Below are 21,363 nucleotides of genomic sequence, written 5' to 3'. Positions count from 1 at the left end.
GGGTTGGGTGTATTGAGATTGAGCACCGAAAGCCCGGAAATAAATTTCGGGCTAAAAGCTTAAACCCGTTAAAACGGGTTAAGAAAGATCAGTCTTGAGTCATCTTTAGATGCCGATCGCTCTTAGCCCGAACTTTAGTTCCGGGCTTTTTAGCTTTCTCCTTACGGTTGGTAGAGTTAAATGCGATCGGAAAAGACCTGAGTTCCTTTATCGGCTTCTAAACTATCTCCTTTATTTTGGCCGTCGTGGAAGGCGCAAAGAATCACATCACAGGTTTTTCCCCAGGCGAGTGCCCCAGTTTTGTCGATCCCAATCGCCCCAAAATCCCGTTGATGCTCGTGGGCTTCAGCGAAGGATTTTTTAAAGGCGGTCTGTAAAGACTGACCATCGGTGACTCGGATGACAATTTTAGCGGCTAAACACTCATCGAGAATATCTTCCCCAATGCCCGTACAACTCACCCCAGCTTGAGTAGTGGCATAATTTCCGGCTGGAGTGGCGGAGTCACTCACCCGACCAATCCGCTCAAACCCCTTACCCCCGGTGGAAGTCCCGGCGGCTAATTGACCCCGTTGATCCAAAGCCACAACCCCGATGGTTCCGGTTCCTGCGGGTTCGGAAACCACATTAGCCATGGTGCGTCTAAAATTGTCCTTGCGGTCTTCGAGCCATTCCTGTAAGCGTTGGTCGGTGAGGGGGTTATAGAGGGGTAACTGGAGTTCCCGGGCTAATTCGGCGGCGCCATAATCGGATAAAACGTGATCGGAGGCGTCTTGTAGAACAACGGCCAAATCTATGGGATTTTTCACCCGTGAAACGTTAATCACGCCACTGAAGCGTTGGAGGGTTCCATCCATTAAGGCGGCACTCATGCGGATTTGGCCATCGGATTGCAGGACGGAACCTGTGCCTGCATTAAATCGGGGATCGTCTTCTAGGAGTTGACAACCACGGACTACCGCTTCTTTAGCACTCGCTCCTCGGAGCAGGAGGGGATAAACTTGGTCAATCACTTGATAGAGGGATTTGCGTACCGCTTCTAATCCGCCTTTACCTTGCAGGGAACTACCAGCACCGCCATGAATAATTAGTTTAGGTTGAACGGCCATGAATGTATGATAAAAATGGATAATTTTTAAGCGCAACGGCGACGACGACAACGTTCGGAACAGTATTTGACTTCCTCCCAACAGTCGGCCCATTTTTTTCGCCAGGTGAAGGGGCGATCGCAAACGGGACAAATCTTATTCGGTAAGTCGGACTTCGAGCGCTGACGTGCCATGCTAAGTTATTGAAGTCGCTTTAATTCAGGAATGATCATATCATTTCCATGTCACAGACCTTACCGTATACCCCCTTAACCCCGATCCGAATTGTGTTAGTGGAACCCGCCGGGCCTTTAAATGTGGGTTCTGTTGCCCGGGTGATGAAAAATATGGGGCTTGGGCAGTTAGTGTTAGTGAATCCTCAGTGCGATCCCCTGGGGGATGAGGCGAAAAGAATGGCGGTTCACGCTGGGGATATTTTAGAAGGGGCGATCACGGTGTCTTCTTTACCGGAGGCTTTAGTGGGATGTCAACGGGCGATCGCCACCACGGCCAGATCTAGATCCGATGCTTTACCTACGGATTTAGAAGATCCCAGAACAGTTTTACCTTGGTTATTAGATTGTCCCTCGGCTTTGATTTTTGGGCCGGAAGATCGGGGATTAAATAATGATGAATTGAGTTATGCTCAACGGTTTTTGCGAATTCGGTCTACTTCTGTTTATCCGTCTTTAAATTTAGCCCAGTCGGTGGGGGTGTGTTGTTATGAATTACGATATTGTGTGTTAGAACCTCAAGAGAGGACAAAAAACTTCCCAGAAATTCCCCCGGCTTCTACGGTTCCCTTAGAGGTCTTAGAGGGTTATTATCAACAGTTGGAAGCGATATTACTCAAGATTGGATATGTTTATCCCCATACCGCCAATAGTCGGATGAAAAAATTTCGGCGTTTGTATAATCGAGCTAATTTAACCTCGGAAGAAGTGGCCATGTTACGCGGTATTCTAAGTCAAGTAGAATGGGCATTGTCAGAATCACGGTAGAGACGTTGCATGCAACGTCTCTACCAGGAATCACTGAAAAGTAAAATTCTAGTCAGGTGTTTAGGTGTGGCTCAACGATCTCCTCGTCAGTCGTTATTCTCAATCTTTTCCTTTAATAAGTCTGGCTCTAAGTCCTCTGAGCCAAAATCCCGTAATGGCAAGGTTTCTCAATCACAACCTAAGCGTCGCTCCCGTCGGTCTCCGGTAAAAACAGCCCCTCGTCGCTCTCCATCCCCGGAACAAGGGCAGAATAATGATTTACGCCGTTTGGAGTCTTTTGATCCCCTGCTTTCCCAACTGCGACAAAAACCCGTCCCGCCTAAATCTCGTAAACCCCGATCAACCCCTGGTAAACGCCCATCTAATGGGGCTACGGGTGCTTCTGTTTTGCCCTTTCGTAAGCCTACTGATCCGGCTCCCCGTCGTTCTCGCAGACCGGAGGGGGTTATGGCTCCGGCTCCGACCCTTCCGCTTGCCCCTAGGGATAAATCAGTAAAACGGGTGAGAAAAAAACGTCGGGTGTCTCCGATGGTTTATGCCACCCGGTTACTAATTTTAGGAATAGGGATTGGTGTGATTTCGGGGACAATTTTATCAGCTTTAAATGCCTTGGGTCGTTCTAGTGTTGCGGCGGATCAGACCGTAAATTTAAGCCTGGAAGAACAAAATTCTAAGTCTTCTAATGCTTTAGTTTCATCCCTACAATTAACTCAAGAAGCCTCGGATTTAAAAACAGCAATTCTGGGTTTGGCGAAGGATTCACCTAAGTTAAAACCAGGGGTATTTTTAGTAGATTTAGATACGGGAAAGTATGTGGATATTCAGGGGCAAGAGGCATTGCCAGCCGCCAGTACCATTAAAGTTCCGATTTTGGTCTCATTTTTCCAAGCAGTTGATGAAGGCAGGCTACGTTTAGATGAAGTTTTAACCATGGAGGCAAAACACGTTGCTAAGGGGTCTGGAGAATTGCAAGATAAACCAGTTGGAAGTAAATTTACAGCCCTGGAAACGGCAAATTTAATGATTACCAACAGTGATAATACCGCCACAAATATGTTAATTGATCGGTTGGGTGGGATTGAATCCTTGAATCAACAGTTTGCTTCTTGGCAATTAAAACAAACTCAAATGCAAAATATTCTTCCTGATTTGGAAGGAACAAATAAAACCAGTGCTAGGGATTTAGTTAATTTAATGGCGGACATCAATCAGGGAAAGTTAGTTTCTTTGAAATCCCGAGATTTTATGTTAAGAATTATGCAGCAAACTCGTAATCGTTCTTTATTACCCAGTGGTTTAGGAGAGGGGGCGTTTATTGCTCATAAAACGGGCAATATTGACTCGGTTTCTGGGGATATTGGTTTAATTGATATGCCTAATGGTAAGCGTTATTTAGTGGGAGTTTTAGTTGAAAGAGAAGCGGATGATCCCCAAGCTAATGAACTAATTCGTCAAATTTCTTCTACTATTTATCAATATTTTGATACTGCTACCGACCCCGAACCCAATTCCGATTTGCCAACTACTCCCGATGAGGTTCAAGATGATAAACCCTAATTAATTGTAGGGTATGTCAGCGCCAGTCCATGCACCATCTAACTGTTTAAAGATAATTTTAATAAAAATATTCTCTAAAAAAGAGATAAATTCAAACTAAGGAATGGGAAAGTAATAACTTGATGAATTATTAGATATAATGAAGTATAGCCACTGATGGCAGATTTTACAAAAATCGAGAGAACCTGGCAACAGATTTTTCGATTGAATTACACAGCTTGACCCGAAAACCCATGTTTTATTCTAGTTTAATTCAAGAAGAAATGAAGAAGTTTTATAACTCTTTATCAGAAAAAGATAAAAGAAGATATGCAGCAATAGAGGCTCAAAAATTGGGCTGGGGAGGAATTAGTTATATCATCTAATCCTATTATTAGTTTTGATACTAAAAAGAAGGAAGTTCTAGGAAATTTATATCGTCCAGGTACTCTGTATACAACCGAGCCTGTTACTACTTTAGATCATGATTTTTGGAGCTTAGGTCATGGAAAAGTTATTCCCCATGGCATTTACGATACTCAAAAAAACCGAGGATATGTAACATTAGGCAATAGTAAAGATACCAGTGAATTTGCTTGTGAAGCTCTTAAACATTGGTGGAATTATTATGGAAAAGCCCTCTATCCTGATGCTAATTCAATTTTAGCTAAGTGTGATGGGGGTGGCAGTAATAATGCTAATCATTATATTTTTAAACAGGATTTACAAAAGTTAGTGAATGAAATTGGAATTGAGATCAGAATTGCTCATTATCCTCCCTATACATCTAAATATAATCCCATTGAACATCGACTTTTTCCTCATCTAACTAGAGCTTGTCAAGGAGTAATTTTTACCAGTCTCGCTCTGGTCAAAACTCTCATGGAAAAAACTCGCACTAATACAGGGCTATCTGTCGTTGTTAATGTCGTTGATCAAGTCTATGAAACTGGTCGAAAGGTAACTGATAATTTCAAAAAAACTCTGAAAATTGTTTTTGATGAATAAGCTGTTGAGCATTTAAACTGTATATTTTAGAGGCTGAAACCCCTTACTGGCTTGGATCGTCTCGAAAATTTAGATAATTAACAGCTTATTTACCCAAATGGAACTATCGAGCCGTACCTCAACTCACTCATTAATCCATTTATTGATTTTTCATTCCTTACCACCCTATTCACCTGATCTTAACAAGATTGAGAACTCTTGGTCGTGGTTAAAGAGTCGAATCCGTCATCAATTAACTCACTTTGATTCCTTACGAGAGGCAATTGAGAATGTACTGCGTCTTGTGTCCTAACCGCCTTGGCGGTTGCTATACTACACCAGAAACCCCAAAGTGATCGCTATTTTTATAATTAACAGCGATCGCTCTTTAATTTAACTGCACTTGATCCTGAATTGCGATCGCACCAAGACTAACACCAAATTCGACCCCGACGGAAAGGAGCATCAGGCTCTTTTCGGGCTGCAACTTCTTCTTTAACCTTTTGTGACCAAAAACCATAATCCGAAAGTCCAGTCATGAGACAATCTTGTTGAATTTCTTTTTTTTCGGGTTTGCTAATAGATTTAGTCACTTTATTTTCTGCCTTTGGATTTTTTTCCTTGCTCATAATTCCCTTAACTCCTTGTTCAATTTAAGTAAAAACCACAACCTATATTAAAATCCACATCGACAACCTGAAGATTTAAGTTGTTGATAGCTTCGGTTCGCAAAAGCTGCGGGGTCGTTATAATTAGCACCGTGTAATAATTTTAAGCGAATACTCAGTAATTCATCAACAGTACCATGAACCACATCAACCGAATGATGGGGATAAATAACATCAGGTCTTTTAACAGGAGGGGAAAGGTTAGGTAATCTCATTTGATTTAATCCTTACTGATTATTTATTTTTAATTCCCCCCTTAATAAGGGGGGTAGGGGGGGTTAATAAGCGCTTGACCAAGAACGAACTTCACCCAAGGTGACAGGAATGGTATCGCTAACATCAATGGTAAAGCGATAGATTTTTTTGGCGCGACGGCTATTTTCCGGGTCAAAGAATTTTAATTTCACATCCCAACAATCGCTATCTAAACGACAGAAAGGACTTTTTTCTACGGTAATACTATCTAATTCATAACCTGCACCCACCGCTTGAGCAAAGGTTTGGGCGGCTTGGAAAGCATTTGTAGAAGCAAAATTTAAAGCTCTGTCTTGAGAGGTTGTACCTAAGTTGCGTAAATCATAATAAATCCGATTTAAGAAGCTGCTTAAGGTGCGGCGAATGGCATCTTCTTGAGCATCACCAGCTTCAGCTTGCACACTTTCAATTGCGGCACTGACTAAGGTATTAACTTTCCAGCCGTATAAACCACGAGTATTATTAATTTCAATTACCGGAACAACTTGTCCTGAGAATAACTTAACACTACGTCCGGTTAAAACACCAGGAATACTAACTCGTTGCACAAATTCGGGATTATTTTCTTCTTGAATTTGCCCGTCTAAAAGTGATTGTAAAACCTCATAAACATCTCGGGAAAAACCGCCTACGGGTTCAATGGCATAAATAGGAGTTAACTCTAAATTAAGTGTCCAAATTAACGCTTTAGCTTCGGGTAAATTTTCTCCTAAATAATCTACCATTTGCCGAGCATCGTAGGGATTAGCAGGAATCATTGTTCCTTCAATACTAACTCCTGGCATCAGTTGTTTAAAGGAATCTCTGCGAGCCTCTGAACCGAAATCATAACCCAAAACACCTAAAGCATAAACTAAGTTTTTGCCTTCAAGTTCGCTAGGGGCTTCACTGGCAGTCACAAAATTTGAGGTACGATTGGACATAACGGGTTGGGTTGTAATTTGTTGAGGGAATGAGGGAATATTAATCGGGGTTTGGGTCGTCACAGAAGCAACTATTTCATCGGGGTTTATTTCCGATGCGGGTTGTAGTTCACTATCAAGTTCAGACTCGTTAATTTGAGTCTCTTGGCAACCACAACCAGAAGCCTCTACGCTTTCTAATTCTAATCCTTCGGACATGGTTTCTCCTGTTAAGTATTCTATCGCATCAAGGATGTTTAATTTTCCCATTAAACAACGACTTAAATCATTGGTATCTTTGGGATTACAGGGGGTAGCACTTTGTAAAAGAGCATTTTTAACTTTTTGCGGGTCAGGTTTTTCCCCTCTTTTGAGTTGTAAACTCAGTAATAAAGCTGCAACTCCACTCACAATGGGAGTCGCAAAACTTGTCCCACTCAATTTGACTGTACCACCGCCCGGTTTTGCTCCTAAAATATCTTTTCCAGGGGCAAGAATGCCTTGCTTTTGGTATGCTTCGCCCCAGTTACTAAAGTCAACGGGTTTACCTTGATCATCCATTGCTCCCACTGCTAAAACAGTCGGTAAAGAGGCGGGGACGTGCAAACATTCACAGCCATCATTTCCCGTTGCTGCGATTAGCAATACGTTGTTTTCTTGGCATAATTGGATAGCTTTTTCTAACCAAGTATCTGCTTCTCCTGCATCAGTTAATTGTCCGGCACTGACATTAATAATTTGTGCTCCGTTATTAACAGCTTGCTCTATCGCACGAGATAAGTCTAATTGGGATAATTTTAGACTTTCATCAGCAAAAACGGGAACAATTAAACCCCGACAATTGGGAGCAATTCCTGTTACTGGTGAATCATATTGACCGAATATAATACTAGCAACATGAGTGCCGTGAGCAGACATGGAGCCGTTGGCGTTGGCTTCTCCCGAAACTAAACTAGGAAGTCGGGTTAAGTCAGCACCGATGAAACAGGGGTGATTTTGGTCAACTATACCATCAAGTATAGCGACACAAATTTTAGGATCACCTCTAGTTTCTGACCATAGTTTTTTCAGTCCGGGAATGTTAGTCATTTTGTTCATTTGATTGTATTTGTTTTACCCCCCCCCAACCCCCCTTACTAAGGGGGGCTTTTGGAAGATTTTCTTGACTAAGGGGGGCTTCTGAAGGCTTTCTTAAGGATTGAATTTTTTCTGTGATGACTTCACAAACTGCTGAAATATTATCATATACGTCATCATTGGTAAACCTCAGAAAAGTAATTCTAGCTGACTCGATAAACTGTTGTCTTTCTCGGTCGTAAGCTGTTAATTATCTAAATTTTCGAGACGATCCAAGCCAGTAAGGGGTTTCAGCCTCTAAAATATACAGTTTAAATGCTCAACAGCTTATTCTTGCGCTCCTTCTTGAAAGTGACTGTCGCCATCAACTTCAATAGCGAGTTTAATTTCTGGACTATAAAAATCAATAATAAATTGAGATACACTATATTGTCGCCGAAATTTACAGTTTTCTAATTGCTTTCCTTTAAGTTGTAACCACAATTTTTGTTCGGCCGCCGTCATGTTATTGCGTAAAAATTGTCGTTTCTCTTTTTCGGAATTTCTGTTATAAAGTTCAGTCATATAGTTTAGTCATATTTAATCATAATTTTGTTCTTTAATACATAGTTCTTTTTATTCCCTGGTGGCTACCCCCCAACTAAGGGGGGCTAAAGGCTTTTAGGGGGGCTAAAGGCTTTTAATTTCCCCTGACTAAGAGTAGCTAGGGGTGCTTCCTCTTATTCTCCCCTTTAATAAGAGTAGCTAGGGATGCTTCCTCTTATTCCCCCTTTAGTAAGAGTAGCTAGGGATGCTTCCTGCTTCCTCTTATCCCCCCCTTAGTAAGGGGGGTTAGGGGGGTAGAAACAGATGGTAATGTTAGTCATTTTGTTCATGTTGATGTTTTCCTGAGTTATTAATCATCAAAAGTGATATTTAATTTGTAAAGGATTTGTAATAACAAAGTCTAATATTTATAAACTGGTTGAATTAAATACCTCGGAGACTTTTAAGTTTAATTCTTTAAGTCCAGGAGAGACAACTAAATCATCGTTGGTAAAATTACCGATTTCCCTATAGGTATCTCCAGTTAGTTCTAAGACTAAAATGGTTTGAGTTTGAGGATCAACTATCCAGTATTCGGGAATGCCACAATCTTGATATTGTAATTTTTTGGCGATGTAATCTCTTTCTCTTTGAATTTCCCCAGGACTAACCACTTCAATGACCAATAAAGGTGGTGACATGGAAAGAAGAATGGTATTTCTCTTGGAGAGTAATTGAATATGTTCTTCTCGAATAATGGTCAAATCAGGGTAACGGTTTTTCGGTTCACCTCTGACTTCTAATTCTAAGCCATGACCTCTAACTCTATCAGTTCCTAGTATTAAAGCAAAAACCAAAAAAAGGCGATTAGCAATTTGAAAATTAAACCCTGATTCTGGTGGCATTTCTACCAATTCTCCATTAAATAATTCACAGAGTTTTTCTGAATTATCGTCATATTGCAGATATTCAGCAAAGGTTTGAAAGCGAGGTTTCGTGATTAACATCAATTTGACTCCATTTTAAAATATTTGTGATAATAAAGTCTAATATTTTCTATTCTCGTTTTTTCGAGTTCCTCTAGGGCAACCCCTACCCAGCCACCATAGTCTGTGTCTTGGTTTCGATAAAAACTATCAACTCGCATAGCATCATCATTAAGTCTAAAGTAGTTTAATAAATTTCCTTTGTATTTTTTAAGTTGATAGTAAAATACTGGATTAGTATTAGCTTTAGATAGCCCAAGATGAAACACAGCAGTATCTTTTAAGGGTGCTAAGGCTATAGGAGGCATCTTACTCCAGAGATACTGTTTAACGTTAGGATCGTCAAAATTACACTCTATTACTTCAAAATAAAGCTCAATTTCACAGCGACCATTAAAGTAAAAGTCAAAGCCAATTTGGGGAATATACCGAGCAAGAAATTTTTTAGGAAAGTCCTCTAAGAAGCCAAATTCACCACCGCTCAAGATAATTGCAGTTTGAACTTTTTCGATATAATCCTCGATTCTGAAATGAATTTTAACGCTAGATTCTGCTAAGGACTCACGCCGTAGATCAATCCCTGTGGTGAATGTTCTGACACGGCTAAAGTCAAAGTCTGTACCGAGAAAAGCCTGTAGCAATGAGTAGTCAAGCTGAACACCAACTTGGGTTTCAACCTGCTTAAAGAAGGACAACCCCTGAGACAAGTAGCTTGGCCAGTCCTGAGCCTTATCCTTAAAGAAGAATAGAAATCTGGATGCGATTAGTTTATCCAATTCGACCTTGCAAGAAGCCTCAATCGTGCAGTCACCATCAACGCTCATTACAAAGTCTTCAAACAAGGGGAGCGGATAAATAGGCTCAACATCAAAGGCTTGTTGATGATTGCGAATAAACTGTAGTTTTTGTTCTTTAAGTCTGTCCTTTTGGATTACATCAGCTATCATAAATGGCTAGTTTTTATATTGTTAAAAAGTATGCCTAGAAAACCTCGAAATTTACAGTCTGGATATTCTTACCATATCACCATCCGTTGCAATAACCGTGAGTTTAAACTGCAAAAGCGCAAGTGTCGGGAAGTGTTTCTTTATGCTATCCAGAAGGCTTTGAACAAATACAAGTTTAAGCTCTATGCTCTCTGTATTATGTCTAATCATGTTCATTACCTGATTGAACCTGCCCAACCCGAAGATTTACCCAAAATCATGCACTTCCTCAATTGGTACACGGCGATGTGTTTCAATCGAATGCTCAGACGTACAGGACATTTTTGGGAAAAACGTTATTTCTGTGATGGCTTTCCAGTTTCAGATAGAGACAGAGCATTAAATACCTTACGCTACATTCATGGCAACCCGAAAGCAGCAAAAATGCGTTCTGGTTTCTTCTACGATTTCAGTAACTACGGCAGTTATGAGCGTTTAACCGATGATGGCTTGACTCAATGGCATCCCGCTTTTCTACAACTAGGGAACAGTTTAGAAGAATGTGCCAGAAAGTACAAAGGCTTTTGTCAAAGGTACAAACCGAAGGAGAAGAAGACCCCAACCCAATGCCACTGGGGTAGTAAGCTGTTGGCTGGGGTTCATCTCTCAAAACCGGGTCCAACCACCCACCCCAAAAAATCTAAGTCTCGTCTCGTTCGCTGCCAGGTATCCGAAAGCCCCGAATTAACAAGGATTGTGCGTCAATTCATCGAGGCGAACCGTGCGCCATGGCAGTTGGAAAAAGACTGTTGACATTTTTTAAGGTGAGTGTTAGAATCAAAGGGACTATTCCGCATCGTCGCCCGCAAAAGGAGCGGTTGGGTGTCCGTAGTGGCCCATCTGGGGTGTCAGCCCTGTTTGACACTCAGAGGGAGTGGTATTTATTTCCCGTTGTACGGGTGCGGCTTGTTGGGGTTTGAGGTTTTTCTTAGTCATGGTTTGTGTCTCCACATTTATTGATGAGTAGTATTGGGTTAACGGTACCATGCTTTAGAATTTGTCAAGATTTTTGTAATAAATGTTAATCGAATATTTAATATTCTCAGTGAGATTCTGTTTGAAATTAATCAGGTGGATGCCAACCAGCTTTCACCCGATTTTTACGGACAATAACAGCCAGATTATTATTTAATCTTAAAGCCATAATTGTCGCTCTACCACAAGCCGTTATTCCCATAATTTCTGTTCCCTCTGGGCTCCAAGTAAAATGTTCTTGCCATTTTTGAAGGCGAGGATTAAATAAAGAAACCAACTCCTCAGATTCAGAATCAATAGCCTCAGTTTGTATCCACTTATATTGATTGCATAATTCACAAGCTAAACATAAATTATCTTCTGTATTAGCCCCACCTTTAGCTAAAGGCTGGATATGATCAATTTGCAATCTACCCATAATATAATCTTGGTGACTTAGACAATATTCACAGCGATTTTCTGCCCGTTTTCTAACCTTTTCGCGCAAACTTTCTGAGAGAAAACTCATGGTAATAAAGGCTCTCTCAATCCTCGTTTAACCGCTTCAGCTAACGCTGTTGATTTTCTTAATTGCCCCATTTGATAAATTGAGATTAAAACCAATAATTCATAGCCTTCAGCTTCAGTCAATCCGGTATTTTTTCCCTGAGCTTGTAGTTCTCCCAAACGTTGATTTTGGACTGCATCCATTTTTAAATTAGCTAATTCAATAACTTCGGCATCTAAAAGATTGGAAACTTCAACATGATTGCCACTTTTTGAAAAATTATTAAAAGCAGGTAAAATGATTTCTAGGGTATCAACTAAAACCTCTGATAGCTCTCGCGCCGTAGCATTTCCTAGACGTTGAGCAGATTCCAGTAAACTTTCAGGTAAATTAATCGTGATTTGAGTCATTTTTCCTGTTAAGATTTAATTGGGTTTACCCTAAGATTATAGCCCATATAATTCTGCCAAAGGTATAAAGCCAAAGAGAAGACCCCAACCCAATGCCACTGGGGTAGTAAGCTGTTGGCTGGGGTTCATCTCTCAAAACATGGTTTGTTTCTCCACATTTAGTTGAAGTTGAATTTGAGAGCATCCTAAATTAAAGATAGGCTACTTGTCAAGATTTTTGTTATAATTATTGACCTAATATTTCTGGTGAGATTGTGTTTGAGTGAGGTAGTGGTAGAATGGACTAGGTAAGTAAAAGTCGTTGGCAAAAGTCTTTATAACTATGAAAGCAATTCAATCTACTGGAAAGATAGATAAGGTAGGTCAATTATCTTTAGACTACCCAATTAAAGGGACTCCACCCAGTTCCGTAAGAGTTATTATTCTTTGGGAAGAAACAGAAACAGAGGTTAATGAATTTTGGGAACAAATCAAAGAATATCAACAACATCCTTTAATGTCAGCAGAACAATTACAACTGGAATTAAAACAATCTTTGACCGAAGCAGGTTATGATTCAAGGGAGAAAATTGTTGATCTTGTCCAAGATATTAAACGAGAAATATCTCAAGAACGTCAACTTACTTCACTACTGCATCTCACCAAATTACTGAAGAATAAAAACTAGCTATTTTTTGATCGGCGGTAATAATATCGGCTTGGTTTCTTTGGGCAATTGCTACAACTACTCTATCTGCCGGATCTCGGTGTTCCCATTCTAACATTCTAACTTAACACTGTCTAACCAAATTTCCTCATCTATTGGGATAATCCGCACAACCTCAGACCTTTTAAGAGTAGCAATATAGTCATCAATATCCACTCCTAAATCTAATTTGCGGTTTTTAATCTTAATCGCTATTTCCCAGACTGCTATTGATGGCACTAAACCATTTTTTTTCTGTTCCATCTGTTCACAAGCTTCCTTTGCCTTTTGAGAAAGTTTGTCTGGATCTAAACTCCACCAAATTAGAGCGCAAGTATCAAGAACGATTTTTATATTTCCTGCCATTCTTCCGTTGTTGGGGTAGTTAAATCTTCAAAATACTGAACTTTTCCTCGCATATTCTTAAATAATTCCGCCGTTGAATAACTTTTTTTATATGGGGAAATTCTCACCACTGGTTTACTCCCCTCTGTCACCAAAATATCTTCTCCTTGTGACTCCACAATTTGCAACAATTCTAGTAAATTAGCTTTTAATTGAGTTTTGTCAACAGTTTTCATAAAATTTTTTTTCCCTTGTATCCCAATTTTTTCTCGTATCTTCAGCTATTTTACAATAAAAGTAAACTCAAAGCGAAGAACCCAAGCCGATCACCCTGGGGTAGTAAGCTGTTGGCTGGGGTTCATCTCTCGAATAAGACTCCAACTACTTTTGAGGTAAATGTTAGAATTAAGGGGACTACTCCGCGTCGTCGCCGGCAAAAGGCAAGCCCGGCACCGATTCCCCAGTAAGCCACACCGACCACGAAACTGCGGTGATCCCTTTAGCACCAACGGTAGCTGTAGTATTTTCCCGTTGCACAGGAGCTGCTTGTTGGGGTTTGAGGTTTTTCTTAGTCATGGTTTGTGTCTCCAAATTTTATGAGTTTTGAATTTAGGGAATCATAACTTAATGCTTTAGGATTTGTCAAGGTTTTTGTAATGATTGTTAGCCCAATATTCCCGAACCATATTCCCCGTGAGATTGCGTCGTTCTGTCGTTATTTTAAAATCAAAAATCAAACAAAATTTATACGACAAATGCCCAAAAAAGTTGGAGAATTGAAACAAATGTTAATGTTACAGAAAGCAGGATTTATACTCTTGCCTAAACGGGGAAAAGGTAGTCATTCTTACTGGATTCATCCCCTTTTACCGAAACCTGTCGTTCTCTCTGGTAAAGACAGCAAGGATGCAAAAAACTATCAGGAAAAAGATATAATGGCAAGCATAAAAGAACCAGAACAATTAGAACAAGGAGATGAACAATGAAATATAGTATTTTGATTCAGTGGTCTGAAGAAGATCAAGCTTATATTGCTAGTTTACCTGAGTGGGGACAATATGCACGGACTCACGGCGAAACCTATGAAGAAGCACTAGAAAACGCGAAGGAAGTTTTAGAAGATTTAGTGTATGGTTATGAGCAAATAGGGAAACTTTTGCCAGAACCAAAGACATTACAGGTCGCTTGAAACCGATTAGTAATTTATGTTGCTCCTTATTCCCCCCTTAGTAATAGTGGCTAAAGTTGCTTATTATTCCCCCTTACTAAAGATGATTAAAAGTGCTGTGCTTCTTATTCCCCCCTTACTAAGGGGGGCTAGGGGGGTAGAAACTCAGGTAAGTGTTAGGAATTAAGGGGACTACTCCGCGTTGTCTCCAGCAAAGGGAGTACATTGTTTGGTGAAAATATCACACTCTGTACTAGCAAATAATGCTTTTTCACCTTGACAAGAAGTTGTTGTCACTTGACGTTGTACAGGGGCAGATTGTTGGGGACGGATATTTTTCTTGATCATTGTTTGTGTCTCCAGATTAGTTGAAGTTTGACTGACTGGATGATAATCTAAGGTTATGCTGGTGGTTGAGTCTTTGTAATGATTATTAACAATGCTTATTAGCAAATAGGTAAAGTTTCTCTGTACAATGCTCAAGAGTAGAGTGCTTCTAATGTAAACTAAAATTATTTGATCGATAACTATAACTATGCCAGATTTAATTACTATTCGTGGAATATCCGAACTTTGGACTCATACTAAAGGAGATTCTCGGATTAAAATTGCTATCCTTGATGGTGCGGCAGACTTAGACAGGGCTTGTTTTAAAGGGGCAAATTTTACTCAATTTAAACCCTATTGGACAGAAGATATTGAACTCAATGATGAGTATTATCATTATTTAAAATTAGCGACAGAATTTAATCAACAACAAAAAGCCAAAAAACAAGACCCCGACCACGATAAAGAAGAAGCCAAAAAAGAACGCGAAGCCTTCTTTAAGGATTTTCCTAAACCCATTCAGACACGGATTGATTTATCTAGTCATGCGACCCATATTTCGAGTACAATTTTAGGACAACATGGCTCTCCTGTTGCTGGTATCGCGCCTAATTGTACCGCGATTAATATTCCTATTTCCTTCGCTGGAGATGATTTTATCTCCTTTGTTAACCTCACCCATGCGATTAACGAAGCCTTAAAAGCTGAGGTTAATATTATTCATATTGCAGCTTGTCATCCCACTCAGTCAGGAATGGCTCAAGAAATCTTTGCTCGTGCGGTGAAACAATGTCAAGATAGTAATATTTTAATTGTAGCTCCTGGTGGTAACGATAAAGGCGAATGTTGGTGTATTCCTTCGATTTTACCCGATGTTTTAACAGTGGGAGCAATGCGTGATGATGGACAACCTTTTAAGTTTAGTAATTATGGGGGTGACTATCAACAGAAAGGGGTGATGGCTAACGGTGAAAATATCTTAGGGGCTGAACCTGGAACAGATATTCCTATTAAACAACAAGGGACAAGTTGTGCCGCCCCTATTGTTACCGGAATTTCGGCTTTATTAATGAGTATGCAACTGCAACGAGGAGAAAAACCGAATGCAGAAACCGTGCGACAAGCTATTTTAAAAAGTGCTATTCCTTGCGACCCCAAAGAAGTAGAAGAACCCGAACGCTGTTTATTAGGAAAATTAAATATTCCCGGGGCTTACAACTTATTAACAGGAGAACTATTAACAACAGTTGAAACGTCTGAAATTAGACCCTCAGAAATTACTATTTCGGTTAATACTGTTACTCCTATTAAGAGAATAGAAAATACAATTAACAGCCAGTTACTAACTTTAAGTGATGTCGCTACTCCTAGGAGTTCTTCAGCCGTAGCGGTGGCTAATATTACCACGAGTCAACCCACTAACGGGATTACCGCTAGTGCAGTTTCTAAACTAGTTTATGTTTTAGGAACAATTGGTTATGACTTCGGCAGTGAAGCCAGACGAGATAGTTTTAAACAGTTAATGCCACCCGTAGAAATTGACGGAATAACCATTCCAGCTAATCCTTATAATGCTTCTCAACTTGTCAATTATTTAGCTGAGAATCCCTCGGAAAGTAAGTCCTTAATTTGGACTATTAATCAAGAATTAAATCCTATCTATGCCCTAGAAATAAAAGGTGGTTTTGCTGCTGATATTTACGAAATGCTTAACTTAATATTAGCCGGACAAATTGAACCTGAAAGTAGCGATGATTATGTGGAAAGGGTGAGTATTCCTGGACAAATTACTGATAAAACAATTACCCTATTTTCAGGTCAAGAACTTCCAGTTATCACTATTACTAACATCAGGGGAATGTACGGTTGGAAAGTCAACGGTTTAGTGGATGCAGCCCTACAAACTCTTTCTGAAGAACTAGCCGACGCTAACGAAATTGAAATGCGAAGATCTCTGAGTAGTTTTCTGAAACGAGTTTATTTTGATTTGCAAAATTTAGGAAAAACATCTAAAGATCGGGCATTAAATTTTGCAGCAACTAACGCTTTTCAAGCCGCTTCTAGTTTTGCTCAAGCTGTTTCTACCGGGATGGAATTAGATACAATTGAAATCGAAAAAAGTCCCTTCTGTCGGGTTAATAGCGATTGTTGGGATGTGAAATTAAAGTTTTTTGATCCCGAACGGGGTTTGAGAGCCAAAAAGGTTTATCTTTTTACCATTGATGTAAGTTATATGATTCCGGTTACATTGGGACAAGTTCGTTCTTGGTCTGTACCGAAATAGAGATAGGTGAGTATTACATTTAACCGATGCGGGCTGGGTGTTGACCGTTGACAGTTGACGTTTACCACTTGACTGTTGAGGTATTAACACCCTTTCTCCGCATCTTAAAAATGTATTCTTTTTGACAATAACTGTTCTTCTAAGGCCGCAATACGGTTATAGGCGGCAGTGAGTTGGGCCGTTAGTCGTTGAATTTGAATGTCGGCGGTCAGAGAGGGTTCTTGACTATAGTAACTGGTTTCTATATATTCATCATCAATCAAAATATCTTTGTGTTCCTGTTGGGATAGACCTTTGCGGGTCTGGGGAACATTGGGGAGGGACGGGGGAAAAACTATGGTTTTATCGGATGAGTTCGGGGTTTCTTCTGGAGACAAATGATCAGAGACTTGATTCGTAAGCTGTGTGATGATCTCGTATAAGGCATCTACTTTGTGGGTCAAAGTGACGACTTTTTGGGTCAGTCCATCCATAAAAATACTCCTGTTTCAGTAAAAAATTTCCTAAGCTGATCCTAGACAGCACAGAAGCGAAGACCCAATTATTTACTAAATTATTTAACCTTTTGCTTAAGTTTTATGGCAAGGAATAGGGAATAAGCAATTAATCTCAAAACGAGAGTCTTTTTATTATTTTAAATAATCTCGATTTATAAAATTAATTTAAAATCTCCCTATTCTGGAAAAAAAACCCACATTTCTCAATAATAGTTAAGTTTTCCTTATTCCCCAAAGCAAGAAAAATCACTCAATTTCAAAGTTTTGTCATGAAATTTAGATTTTTGATCACAGAGATCTTGAAAAATTGAAACAATTAGTGTACTTATAGCCTAACTCCACCGCCTGGTAGATACTACGAACGGTCTCAATTAAACTGTTCCTGCCCATCGGCGGAAAATGATTGCCAGTTTGAGTCTGTTATGATTAGATTAAGAATTGTGACAAAAGTTTTACTTTTACCTCTTTTGTGAGGGGATTCCGCCCGTTCATATCGTGTTTAGGAGCAGCCACCAATGAAAGCCCTGATCCAGCAAAACCCCCGTGAGATTGCCTCCCAAGTGGCGGACTATTTTAGCCGCAGTGTGGGAAATTGGTATTCAGAACGGCGCTACTACACACTTCCAGAAGGAGACACCCAAGAAGTTGCCAGCGACATTACCGTGGAGTTTTTAGAACCGGGTTGTCCTGATCTGCTCGATATTGCTCAATTACACCAATTAGATGACCCGATGCTCCTCAGTTGTGGGTCAAAAGTCACCTGGAAAAGCTCCAATTCCATCTCCGGTAAAAAAATGTCCACCGGATCAACTCGGTTTGGGGTCTGTGACACCTTACTCTATCGAGATCAGGGGTTTATGACTCCCAAACCTGTTGTCGCCAAATATTATCTGCTCGATGCCAATACGTTATGCCTCAGAAGCGAGTACAATGGTTCTGTGTTTGAAGAAGAAATTAAATTGGTGGGTCAACGATACCGCACCCGGCAAACGATTATTTCACGCGCCGGAGAACAAACCATGATCGGTCAGTATTTAGAGAAACGGATTGAATAGCGATAGTGAAGCGAAGGTTTTTTCTACAGGGAATCAGTGCTTTAACTTTAAGTCAGGTCGTAGCTGGATGTAAACAAGCTGCGGCACTGACAGTGGAAGTTCTCAAGGGTTCTGTTCCCGTGCAAATGGCGAACAAATTTCGACAACAGTCTGACCGAGGGGCGGTGAATTTTGTTCCCCAAGCACAACTCAAAGATTTATTTGAACGCTTGGAAAAAGGGCAATCCAAACGTCCAACTCAGCCGTCGTCCCAAGCTGATTTGGTGATGATTGGAGATTTTTGGTTACATTCAGCCATTCAACAAAAGCTGATTCAACCCCTTGACCCGAAATTATGGCCCGCTTGGTCACAACTTCCATCCCGTTGGCAAAATATTGTCCGACGCAATGCTCAGGGTAAAGTCGATCCCAAGGGGCAAATTTGGGCGGCACCCTATCGTTCGGGTAGTACAGTAATTATTTATCGGGTTGATAAGTTTAAGGGGTTAGGATGGACACCGAAAGATTGGAGTGATTTATGGCGTCCAGAATTACGTCACCGCATTTCTTTACCAGATCAAGCCCGGGAAGTCATTGGTTTAACCTTAAAAAAATTAGGTCATTCTTATAATACACCCGATTTAAGTAAAGTCAAAAACTTAGAATCCGAACTGCTTAAACTCCATCAAAATATTAAACTTTATGATTCTAATAGTTATCTCAAACCGTTAATTTTAGGGGATACTTGGTTGGCGGTGGGGTGGTCTACGGATATTTCGCCAGAAGTTCAATATCAGAATGGTTTAGCCGCCGTTGTTCCTCAATCGGGGACGGCTTTATGGTCAGATTTATGGGTGAAACCTGCGGGGGTTCAATCTTCTCCTACCGCGACTTTAGCAGATAATTGGATTGATTTTTGTTGGTCGCCTCAAGTTGCGACTCAACTCTCATTATTAACCGGGACAACATCCCCAATTATTTTGGAAATGAATCCACAGGAGTTACCCCAATCTTTAAGGGAAAATCCTCTATTATTTCCCGATAAAGCTATTTTAAAAAAAAGTGATTTTCTCGAACCCCTTTCGCCTAATTCCCTGAAACAGTATCAACAGTTATGGGAAAAAATTAGACGGGGAAAGTTACAGTGAATTGCTTTGATTATAGAATGCGATCGCCAACCCCAAAAACACAGAACAATTTTTAGCTATAATATTATATTAACCTCTATTTTATGATGTGAAAATAATGCTAACTGCGGGAACTTTGCTTAACCATCGGTTTCGCCTAAAATGCCAACTGAATGAAAATCCCATTCGCCAAACCTGGTTAGCGGATGATTTAATACTTAAAGATAAAGCGGTTGTCAAATTATTAGCATTGGGAGGTTCAATGCAATGGGAAGATTTAAAATTATTAGAACGAGAAGCACAAGTTTTAAAACAACTCAATCATCCCCGTTTAGTCAAATATCGAGATTATTTTTCCCTGGATGATCACAATATTTGGTTTGCTTTAGTCACCGAATATATTCACGGTGATTCCCTCAAGCAAAAATTAGACAATCATCATCTATTTACTCAACAACAACTTTACTGGATCACCTTTGAAGTTTTAGAAAATCTAAATTATTTACATCAACTTCATCCACCTATTTTACATCGGGATATTAAACCCAGTAACTTAATTTGGGGAGAAGATCATCATATTTATTTAATTGATTTAGGATCGGTACAAATTCAACCGAGAACCCCCGGATCAAGTTTTACTGTGGTGGGAACTTTTGGGTATACTCCCATTGAACAATTTGGCGGTTTGGCCGTTCCCGCTTCCGATTTATACGGGTTAGGAGCCACATTAATTCATCTATTAACGGGCGTTCCTCCGGCAGAATTACCCCAGGAAAACTTTAAAATAAAGTTTAATGGCGATACCCTTAATCCAGCGTTTAAAAGTTGGTTAGAAACCTTAATAGAACCCGCCGTAGAATCTCGGTTTGCTACCGCTCAAATGGCTTTATCTGCGTTAAATTATCAACCTAAACAGCCTTTGAAAACAATCTCAGAACCTCGTTTAAAATTATCCCAATCTGCTGACCAGTTAAAGGTTGATATTCCCTCTCAGTTTTCCCTACAATATATTTCTCCAGTCCAGAAATTTTTATTAAATCAGATCAATTTAGTTAAAAAAGGTTGGGAAATTATTCCGGGATCGATTATAATTAAAGGATTAGGATTAAGTGCGATCGCTTCTTTTATTACCTATAAAACTTATACTATTTTAAATCCGGCTATCTGGCAACAGCTTGATTTAGGGTTTATTATTCTATTCTATTTAATTGTCTTGGGGATTCCGGCGGGAATCATGGGATTAATTTATAAAGCCATTATTGATTATAAACCCTTTGAGAAAGTCCAACTCAATTTTAACAATAAAACCTTTGAGATTTTTTGGCTATCTTATTTCCCCGTTCGCAAACAAGGAAAAACATCCCAAATTCAACAAATTAACTTAATTAGAACCAGCGATAATCAGGGTAATTTTTATCCCAGCTTAGAAATTGTCACCCAAGAACCCAATATTTTCTTTTTATCCCGTCGCAAAACCTATCGTTTTGGGCATCAATTACCCGAAGAAGAATTAAAAGGATTAAAACAGGAATTGCAGAAATGGCTTGCTTCTCAAACCAATCTCCCCTAAACTAAAATATTATTATTAATCAACTTAGGATCTGTAATTTTATGACATGGTTTGAACGTATTTTTGGTGCGGTCACGGGTCAAATTCCCAGTAAACCTGATAATAATGTTGTACAACAGGCGGCGGCTAATGCTTCCCTTCCCCCCGAAAGAATTGGAATTGCGGGAGAATATGATGAAAGCGGGTTAGCTAAACGGGTGACTTTAGCGTTTGATGAAGACCCCGAACTTACAGATATTGGTTCCCTGTGGGTGTCCCAAAAAGGTGCAACTGTTGTTCTTAAGGGAAAAGTCCCCAGTCAAGGTTTTCTGGAAAAAGCCATCAATATTGCCGAATTTCAAGCCGGAACTTTGACCGTTGATAGTTCCCAGGTGAATATTGAGTAGGGGAGCAGGGGAGGCAGGGGAGGTAGGGGAGCAGGGGGAGCAGGGGGAGCAGGGGGA

At 40.0% G+C, this 21,363-nt stretch carries 32 protein-coding genes; 14 read left to right on the top strand and 18 right to left on the bottom strand.

Annotated elements, in window-relative coordinates; genetic code table 11:
• Positions 1-176 precede the first annotated feature (176 nt).
• Both PL11201_RS10595 and PL11201_RS10590 read right to left on the bottom strand, forming a co-directional pair.
• Entirely contained in the window at positions 177-1,109 is a 933-nt protein-coding gene (locus tag PL11201_RS10595; protein WP_079678533.1) for an isoaspartyl peptidase/L-asparaginase, read from the bottom strand.
• Positions 1,110-1,135: 26 nt separating this feature from the next.
• Complete coding sequence (locus PL11201_RS10590; RefSeq protein ID WP_079678532.1) at positions 1,136-1,282, bottom strand: DUF2256 domain-containing protein; 147 nt, start codon at positions 1,280-1,282, stop codon at positions 1,136-1,138.
• 48 nt (positions 1,283-1,330) lie between these two features.
• On the opposite strand from PL11201_RS10590, the gene PL11201_RS10585 reads away from it, so the two are divergent.
• From PL11201_RS10585 to PL11201_RS10570, 5 genes are all read left to right on the top strand, one after another.
• Positions 1,331-2,089 (top strand): RNA methyltransferase, encoded by a 759-nt coding sequence (locus PL11201_RS10585; protein WP_079678531.1) that lies wholly within the window; start codon positions 1,331-1,333, stop codon positions 2,087-2,089.
• Between the two features lie 9 nt (positions 2,090-2,098).
• The gene (locus PL11201_RS10580) at positions 2,099-3,646 is read left to right on the top strand and encodes a serine hydrolase (protein ID WP_144017727.1); all 1,548 of its coding nucleotides are present in this window, start codon (positions 2,099-2,101) and stop codon (positions 3,644-3,646) included.
• A gap of 233 nt (positions 3,647-3,879) precedes the next feature.
• Entirely contained in the window at positions 3,880-4,011 is a 132-nt protein-coding gene (locus PL11201_RS27325; protein WP_255377596.1) for a hypothetical protein, read from the top strand.
• Positions 4,001-4,633 (top strand): ISAzo13 family transposase, encoded by a 633-nt coding sequence (locus tag PL11201_RS10575; RefSeq protein ID WP_339394362.1) that lies wholly within the window; start codon positions 4,001-4,003, stop codon positions 4,631-4,633. Before PL11201_RS27325 ends, PL11201_RS10575 begins: the two co-directional genes overlap by 11 nt.
• Positions 4,634-4,775: 142 nt before the next feature.
• On the top strand, positions 4,776-4,925 hold the full coding sequence (locus tag PL11201_RS10570; protein WP_369821839.1) for a transposase: 150 nt from the start codon (positions 4,776-4,778) through the stop codon (positions 4,923-4,925).
• 118 nt (positions 4,926-5,043) lie between these two features.
• On the opposite strand, the gene PL11201_RS10565 is transcribed toward PL11201_RS10570, so the two are convergent.
• From PL11201_RS10565 to PL11201_RS10540, 7 genes are all read right to left on the bottom strand, one after another.
• The gene (locus tag PL11201_RS10565; RefSeq protein WP_079678530.1) at positions 5,044-5,241 is read right to left on the bottom strand and encodes a cyanobactin biosynthesis PatC/TenC/TruC family protein; all 198 of its coding nucleotides are present in this window, start codon (positions 5,239-5,241) and stop codon (positions 5,044-5,046) included.
• Positions 5,242-5,288: 47 nt separating this feature from the next.
• The gene (locus PL11201_RS10560; protein WP_079678529.1) at positions 5,289-5,495 is read right to left on the bottom strand and encodes a cyanobactin biosynthesis system PatB/AcyB/McaB family protein; all 207 of its coding nucleotides are present in this window, start codon (positions 5,493-5,495) and stop codon (positions 5,289-5,291) included.
• 63 nt (positions 5,496-5,558) lie between these two features.
• Positions 5,559-7,535 (bottom strand): S8 family peptidase, encoded by a 1,977-nt coding sequence (locus tag PL11201_RS10555; protein ID WP_079678528.1) that lies wholly within the window; start codon positions 7,533-7,535, stop codon positions 5,559-5,561.
• The gene (locus PL11201_RS27320) at positions 7,519-7,707 is read right to left on the bottom strand and encodes an endonuclease domain-containing protein (protein WP_255377663.1); all 189 of its coding nucleotides are present in this window, start codon (positions 7,705-7,707) and stop codon (positions 7,519-7,521) included. The genes PL11201_RS10555 and PL11201_RS27320 overlap by 17 nt, the downstream gene beginning before the upstream one ends.
• 134 nt (positions 7,708-7,841) lie before the next feature.
• A complete protein-coding gene (locus tag PL11201_RS27315) occupies positions 7,842-8,078 on the bottom strand; it encodes an endonuclease domain-containing protein (RefSeq protein ID WP_255377594.1) in 237 nt (78 codons plus the stop codon).
• Positions 8,079-8,467: 389 nt separating this feature from the next.
• Positions 8,468-9,046, bottom strand: a complete 579-nt coding sequence (locus tag PL11201_RS10545; RefSeq protein ID WP_079678527.1) for a Uma2 family endonuclease — start codon at positions 9,044-9,046, stop codon at positions 8,468-8,470.
• Positions 9,046-9,972: a LynF/TruF/PatF family peptide O-prenyltransferase gene (locus PL11201_RS10540; protein WP_079678526.1), complete on the bottom strand. Its 927-nt coding sequence runs from the start codon at positions 9,970-9,972 to the stop codon at positions 9,046-9,048. Before PL11201_RS10540 ends, PL11201_RS10545 begins: the two co-directional genes overlap by 1 nt.
• Positions 9,973-10,002: 30 nt before the next feature.
• On the opposite strand from PL11201_RS10540, the gene PL11201_RS10535 reads away from it, so the two are divergent.
• Complete coding sequence (locus tag PL11201_RS10535; protein WP_079678525.1) at positions 10,003-10,764, top strand: transposase; 762 nt, start codon at positions 10,003-10,005, stop codon at positions 10,762-10,764.
• Between the two features lie 33 nt (positions 10,765-10,797).
• Here PL11201_RS10535 and PL11201_RS10530 read toward each other — a convergent pair whose 3' ends face one another.
• From PL11201_RS10530 to PL11201_RS10520, 3 genes are all read right to left on the bottom strand, one after another.
• Positions 10,798-10,947: an anacyclamide/piricyclamide family prenylated cyclic peptide gene (locus tag PL11201_RS10530; RefSeq protein WP_079678524.1), complete on the bottom strand. Its 150-nt coding sequence runs from the start codon at positions 10,945-10,947 to the stop codon at positions 10,798-10,800.
• A gap of 127 nt (positions 10,948-11,074) precedes the next feature.
• Positions 11,075-11,494, bottom strand: a complete 420-nt coding sequence (locus PL11201_RS10525) for an HNH endonuclease (protein WP_079678523.1) — start codon at positions 11,492-11,494, stop codon at positions 11,075-11,077.
• Positions 11,491-11,883 carry a hypothetical protein gene (locus PL11201_RS10520; protein WP_079678522.1) on the bottom strand — a complete coding sequence of 131 codons (393 nt, stop codon included), beginning with the start codon at positions 11,881-11,883 and terminating at the stop codon, positions 11,491-11,493. Before PL11201_RS10520 ends, PL11201_RS10525 begins: the two co-directional genes overlap by 4 nt.
• A gap of 322 nt (positions 11,884-12,205) precedes the next feature.
• On the opposite strand from PL11201_RS10520, the gene PL11201_RS10515 reads away from it, so the two are divergent.
• Positions 12,206-12,550: a hypothetical protein gene (locus tag PL11201_RS10515; RefSeq protein ID WP_079678521.1), complete on the top strand. Its 345-nt coding sequence runs from the start codon at positions 12,206-12,208 to the stop codon at positions 12,548-12,550.
• Here the strand turns inward: PL11201_RS10515 and PL11201_RS27310 are convergent.
• From PL11201_RS27310 to PL11201_RS10500, 4 genes are all read right to left on the bottom strand, one after another.
• On the bottom strand, positions 12,522-12,647 hold the full coding sequence (locus PL11201_RS27310; RefSeq protein WP_255377593.1) for a PIN domain-containing protein: 126 nt from the start codon (positions 12,645-12,647) through the stop codon (positions 12,522-12,524). The two genes, PL11201_RS10515 and PL11201_RS27310, sit on opposite strands and share 29 nt — an antisense overlap.
• Positions 12,641-12,934, bottom strand: coding sequence for a type II toxin-antitoxin system VapC family toxin (locus PL11201_RS10510; RefSeq protein WP_200816751.1), 294 nt, complete (start codon positions 12,932-12,934; stop codon positions 12,641-12,643). Before PL11201_RS10510 ends, PL11201_RS27310 begins: the two co-directional genes overlap by 7 nt.
• Positions 12,919-13,149 carry a type II toxin-antitoxin system Phd/YefM family antitoxin gene (locus tag PL11201_RS10505; RefSeq protein ID WP_079678520.1) on the bottom strand — a complete coding sequence of 77 codons (231 nt, stop codon included), beginning with the start codon at positions 13,147-13,149 and terminating at the stop codon, positions 12,919-12,921. Before PL11201_RS10505 ends, PL11201_RS10510 begins: the two co-directional genes overlap by 16 nt.
• Positions 13,150-13,327: 178 nt before the next feature.
• Positions 13,328-13,489: an anacyclamide/piricyclamide family prenylated cyclic peptide gene (locus PL11201_RS10500; RefSeq protein ID WP_079678519.1), complete on the bottom strand. Its 162-nt coding sequence runs from the start codon at positions 13,487-13,489 to the stop codon at positions 13,328-13,330.
• An 80-nt stretch (positions 13,490-13,569) separates the two neighbouring features.
• Between PL11201_RS10500 and PL11201_RS10495 the strand changes: the two genes are divergently transcribed.
• Both PL11201_RS10495 and PL11201_RS10490 read left to right on the top strand, forming a co-directional pair.
• Positions 13,570-13,899: a type II toxin-antitoxin system HicA family toxin gene (locus tag PL11201_RS10495; RefSeq protein WP_234996663.1), complete on the top strand. Its 330-nt coding sequence runs from the start codon at positions 13,570-13,572 to the stop codon at positions 13,897-13,899.
• Between the two features lie 11 nt (positions 13,900-13,910).
• Complete coding sequence (locus PL11201_RS10490) at positions 13,911-14,102, top strand: type II toxin-antitoxin system HicB family antitoxin (RefSeq protein ID WP_369821836.1); 192 nt, start codon at positions 13,911-13,913, stop codon at positions 14,100-14,102.
• A 171-nt stretch (positions 14,103-14,273) separates the two neighbouring features.
• Here the strand turns inward: PL11201_RS10490 and PL11201_RS10485 are convergent, their stop codons facing one another.
• Complete coding sequence (locus tag PL11201_RS10485) at positions 14,274-14,429, bottom strand: anacyclamide/piricyclamide family prenylated cyclic peptide (RefSeq protein WP_079678517.1); 156 nt, start codon at positions 14,427-14,429, stop codon at positions 14,274-14,276.
• Between the two features lie 187 nt (positions 14,430-14,616).
• On the opposite strand from PL11201_RS10485, the gene PL11201_RS10480 reads away from it, so the two are divergent.
• Positions 14,617-16,692, top strand: coding sequence for a S8 family peptidase (locus tag PL11201_RS10480; protein WP_079678516.1), 2,076 nt, complete (start codon positions 14,617-14,619; stop codon positions 16,690-16,692).
• Between the two features lie 104 nt (positions 16,693-16,796).
• On the opposite strand, the gene PL11201_RS10475 is transcribed toward PL11201_RS10480, so the two are convergent.
• Positions 16,797-17,165 (bottom strand): hypothetical protein, encoded by a 369-nt coding sequence (locus tag PL11201_RS10475; RefSeq protein WP_079678515.1) that lies wholly within the window; start codon positions 17,163-17,165, stop codon positions 16,797-16,799.
• A gap of 539 nt (positions 17,166-17,704) precedes the next feature.
• Here PL11201_RS10475 and PL11201_RS10470 point away from each other — a divergent pair.
• From PL11201_RS10470 to PL11201_RS10455, 4 genes are all read left to right on the top strand, one after another.
• The gene (locus tag PL11201_RS10470; RefSeq protein WP_079678514.1) at positions 17,705-18,244 is read left to right on the top strand and encodes a phycobiliprotein lyase; all 540 of its coding nucleotides are present in this window, start codon (positions 17,705-17,707) and stop codon (positions 18,242-18,244) included.
• Positions 18,245-18,249: 5 nt separating this feature from the next.
• Positions 18,250-19,371 (top strand): extracellular solute-binding protein, encoded by a 1,122-nt coding sequence (locus tag PL11201_RS10465; protein WP_079678513.1) that lies wholly within the window; start codon positions 18,250-18,252, stop codon positions 19,369-19,371.
• A 97-nt stretch (positions 19,372-19,468) separates the two neighbouring features.
• A complete protein-coding gene (locus PL11201_RS10460; RefSeq protein ID WP_079678512.1) occupies positions 19,469-20,920 on the top strand; it encodes a serine/threonine protein kinase in 1,452 nt (483 codons plus the stop codon).
• Between the two features lie 41 nt (positions 20,921-20,961).
• Positions 20,962-21,306 (top strand): phospholipid-binding protein, encoded by a 345-nt coding sequence (locus tag PL11201_RS10455; RefSeq protein WP_079678511.1) that lies wholly within the window; start codon positions 20,962-20,964, stop codon positions 21,304-21,306.
• Positions 21,307-21,363: the final 57 nt, after the last annotated feature.

This window comes from Planktothrix sp. PCC 11201 (genome assembly GCF_900009135.1).
In the GTDB taxonomy this organism is placed as follows: domain Bacteria; phylum Cyanobacteriota; class Cyanobacteriia; order Cyanobacteriales; family Microcoleaceae; genus Planktothrix.
The sequence above is the reverse complement of the archived record's forward strand: the minus strand, read 5'-3'. Positions and strand labels throughout refer to the sequence as shown.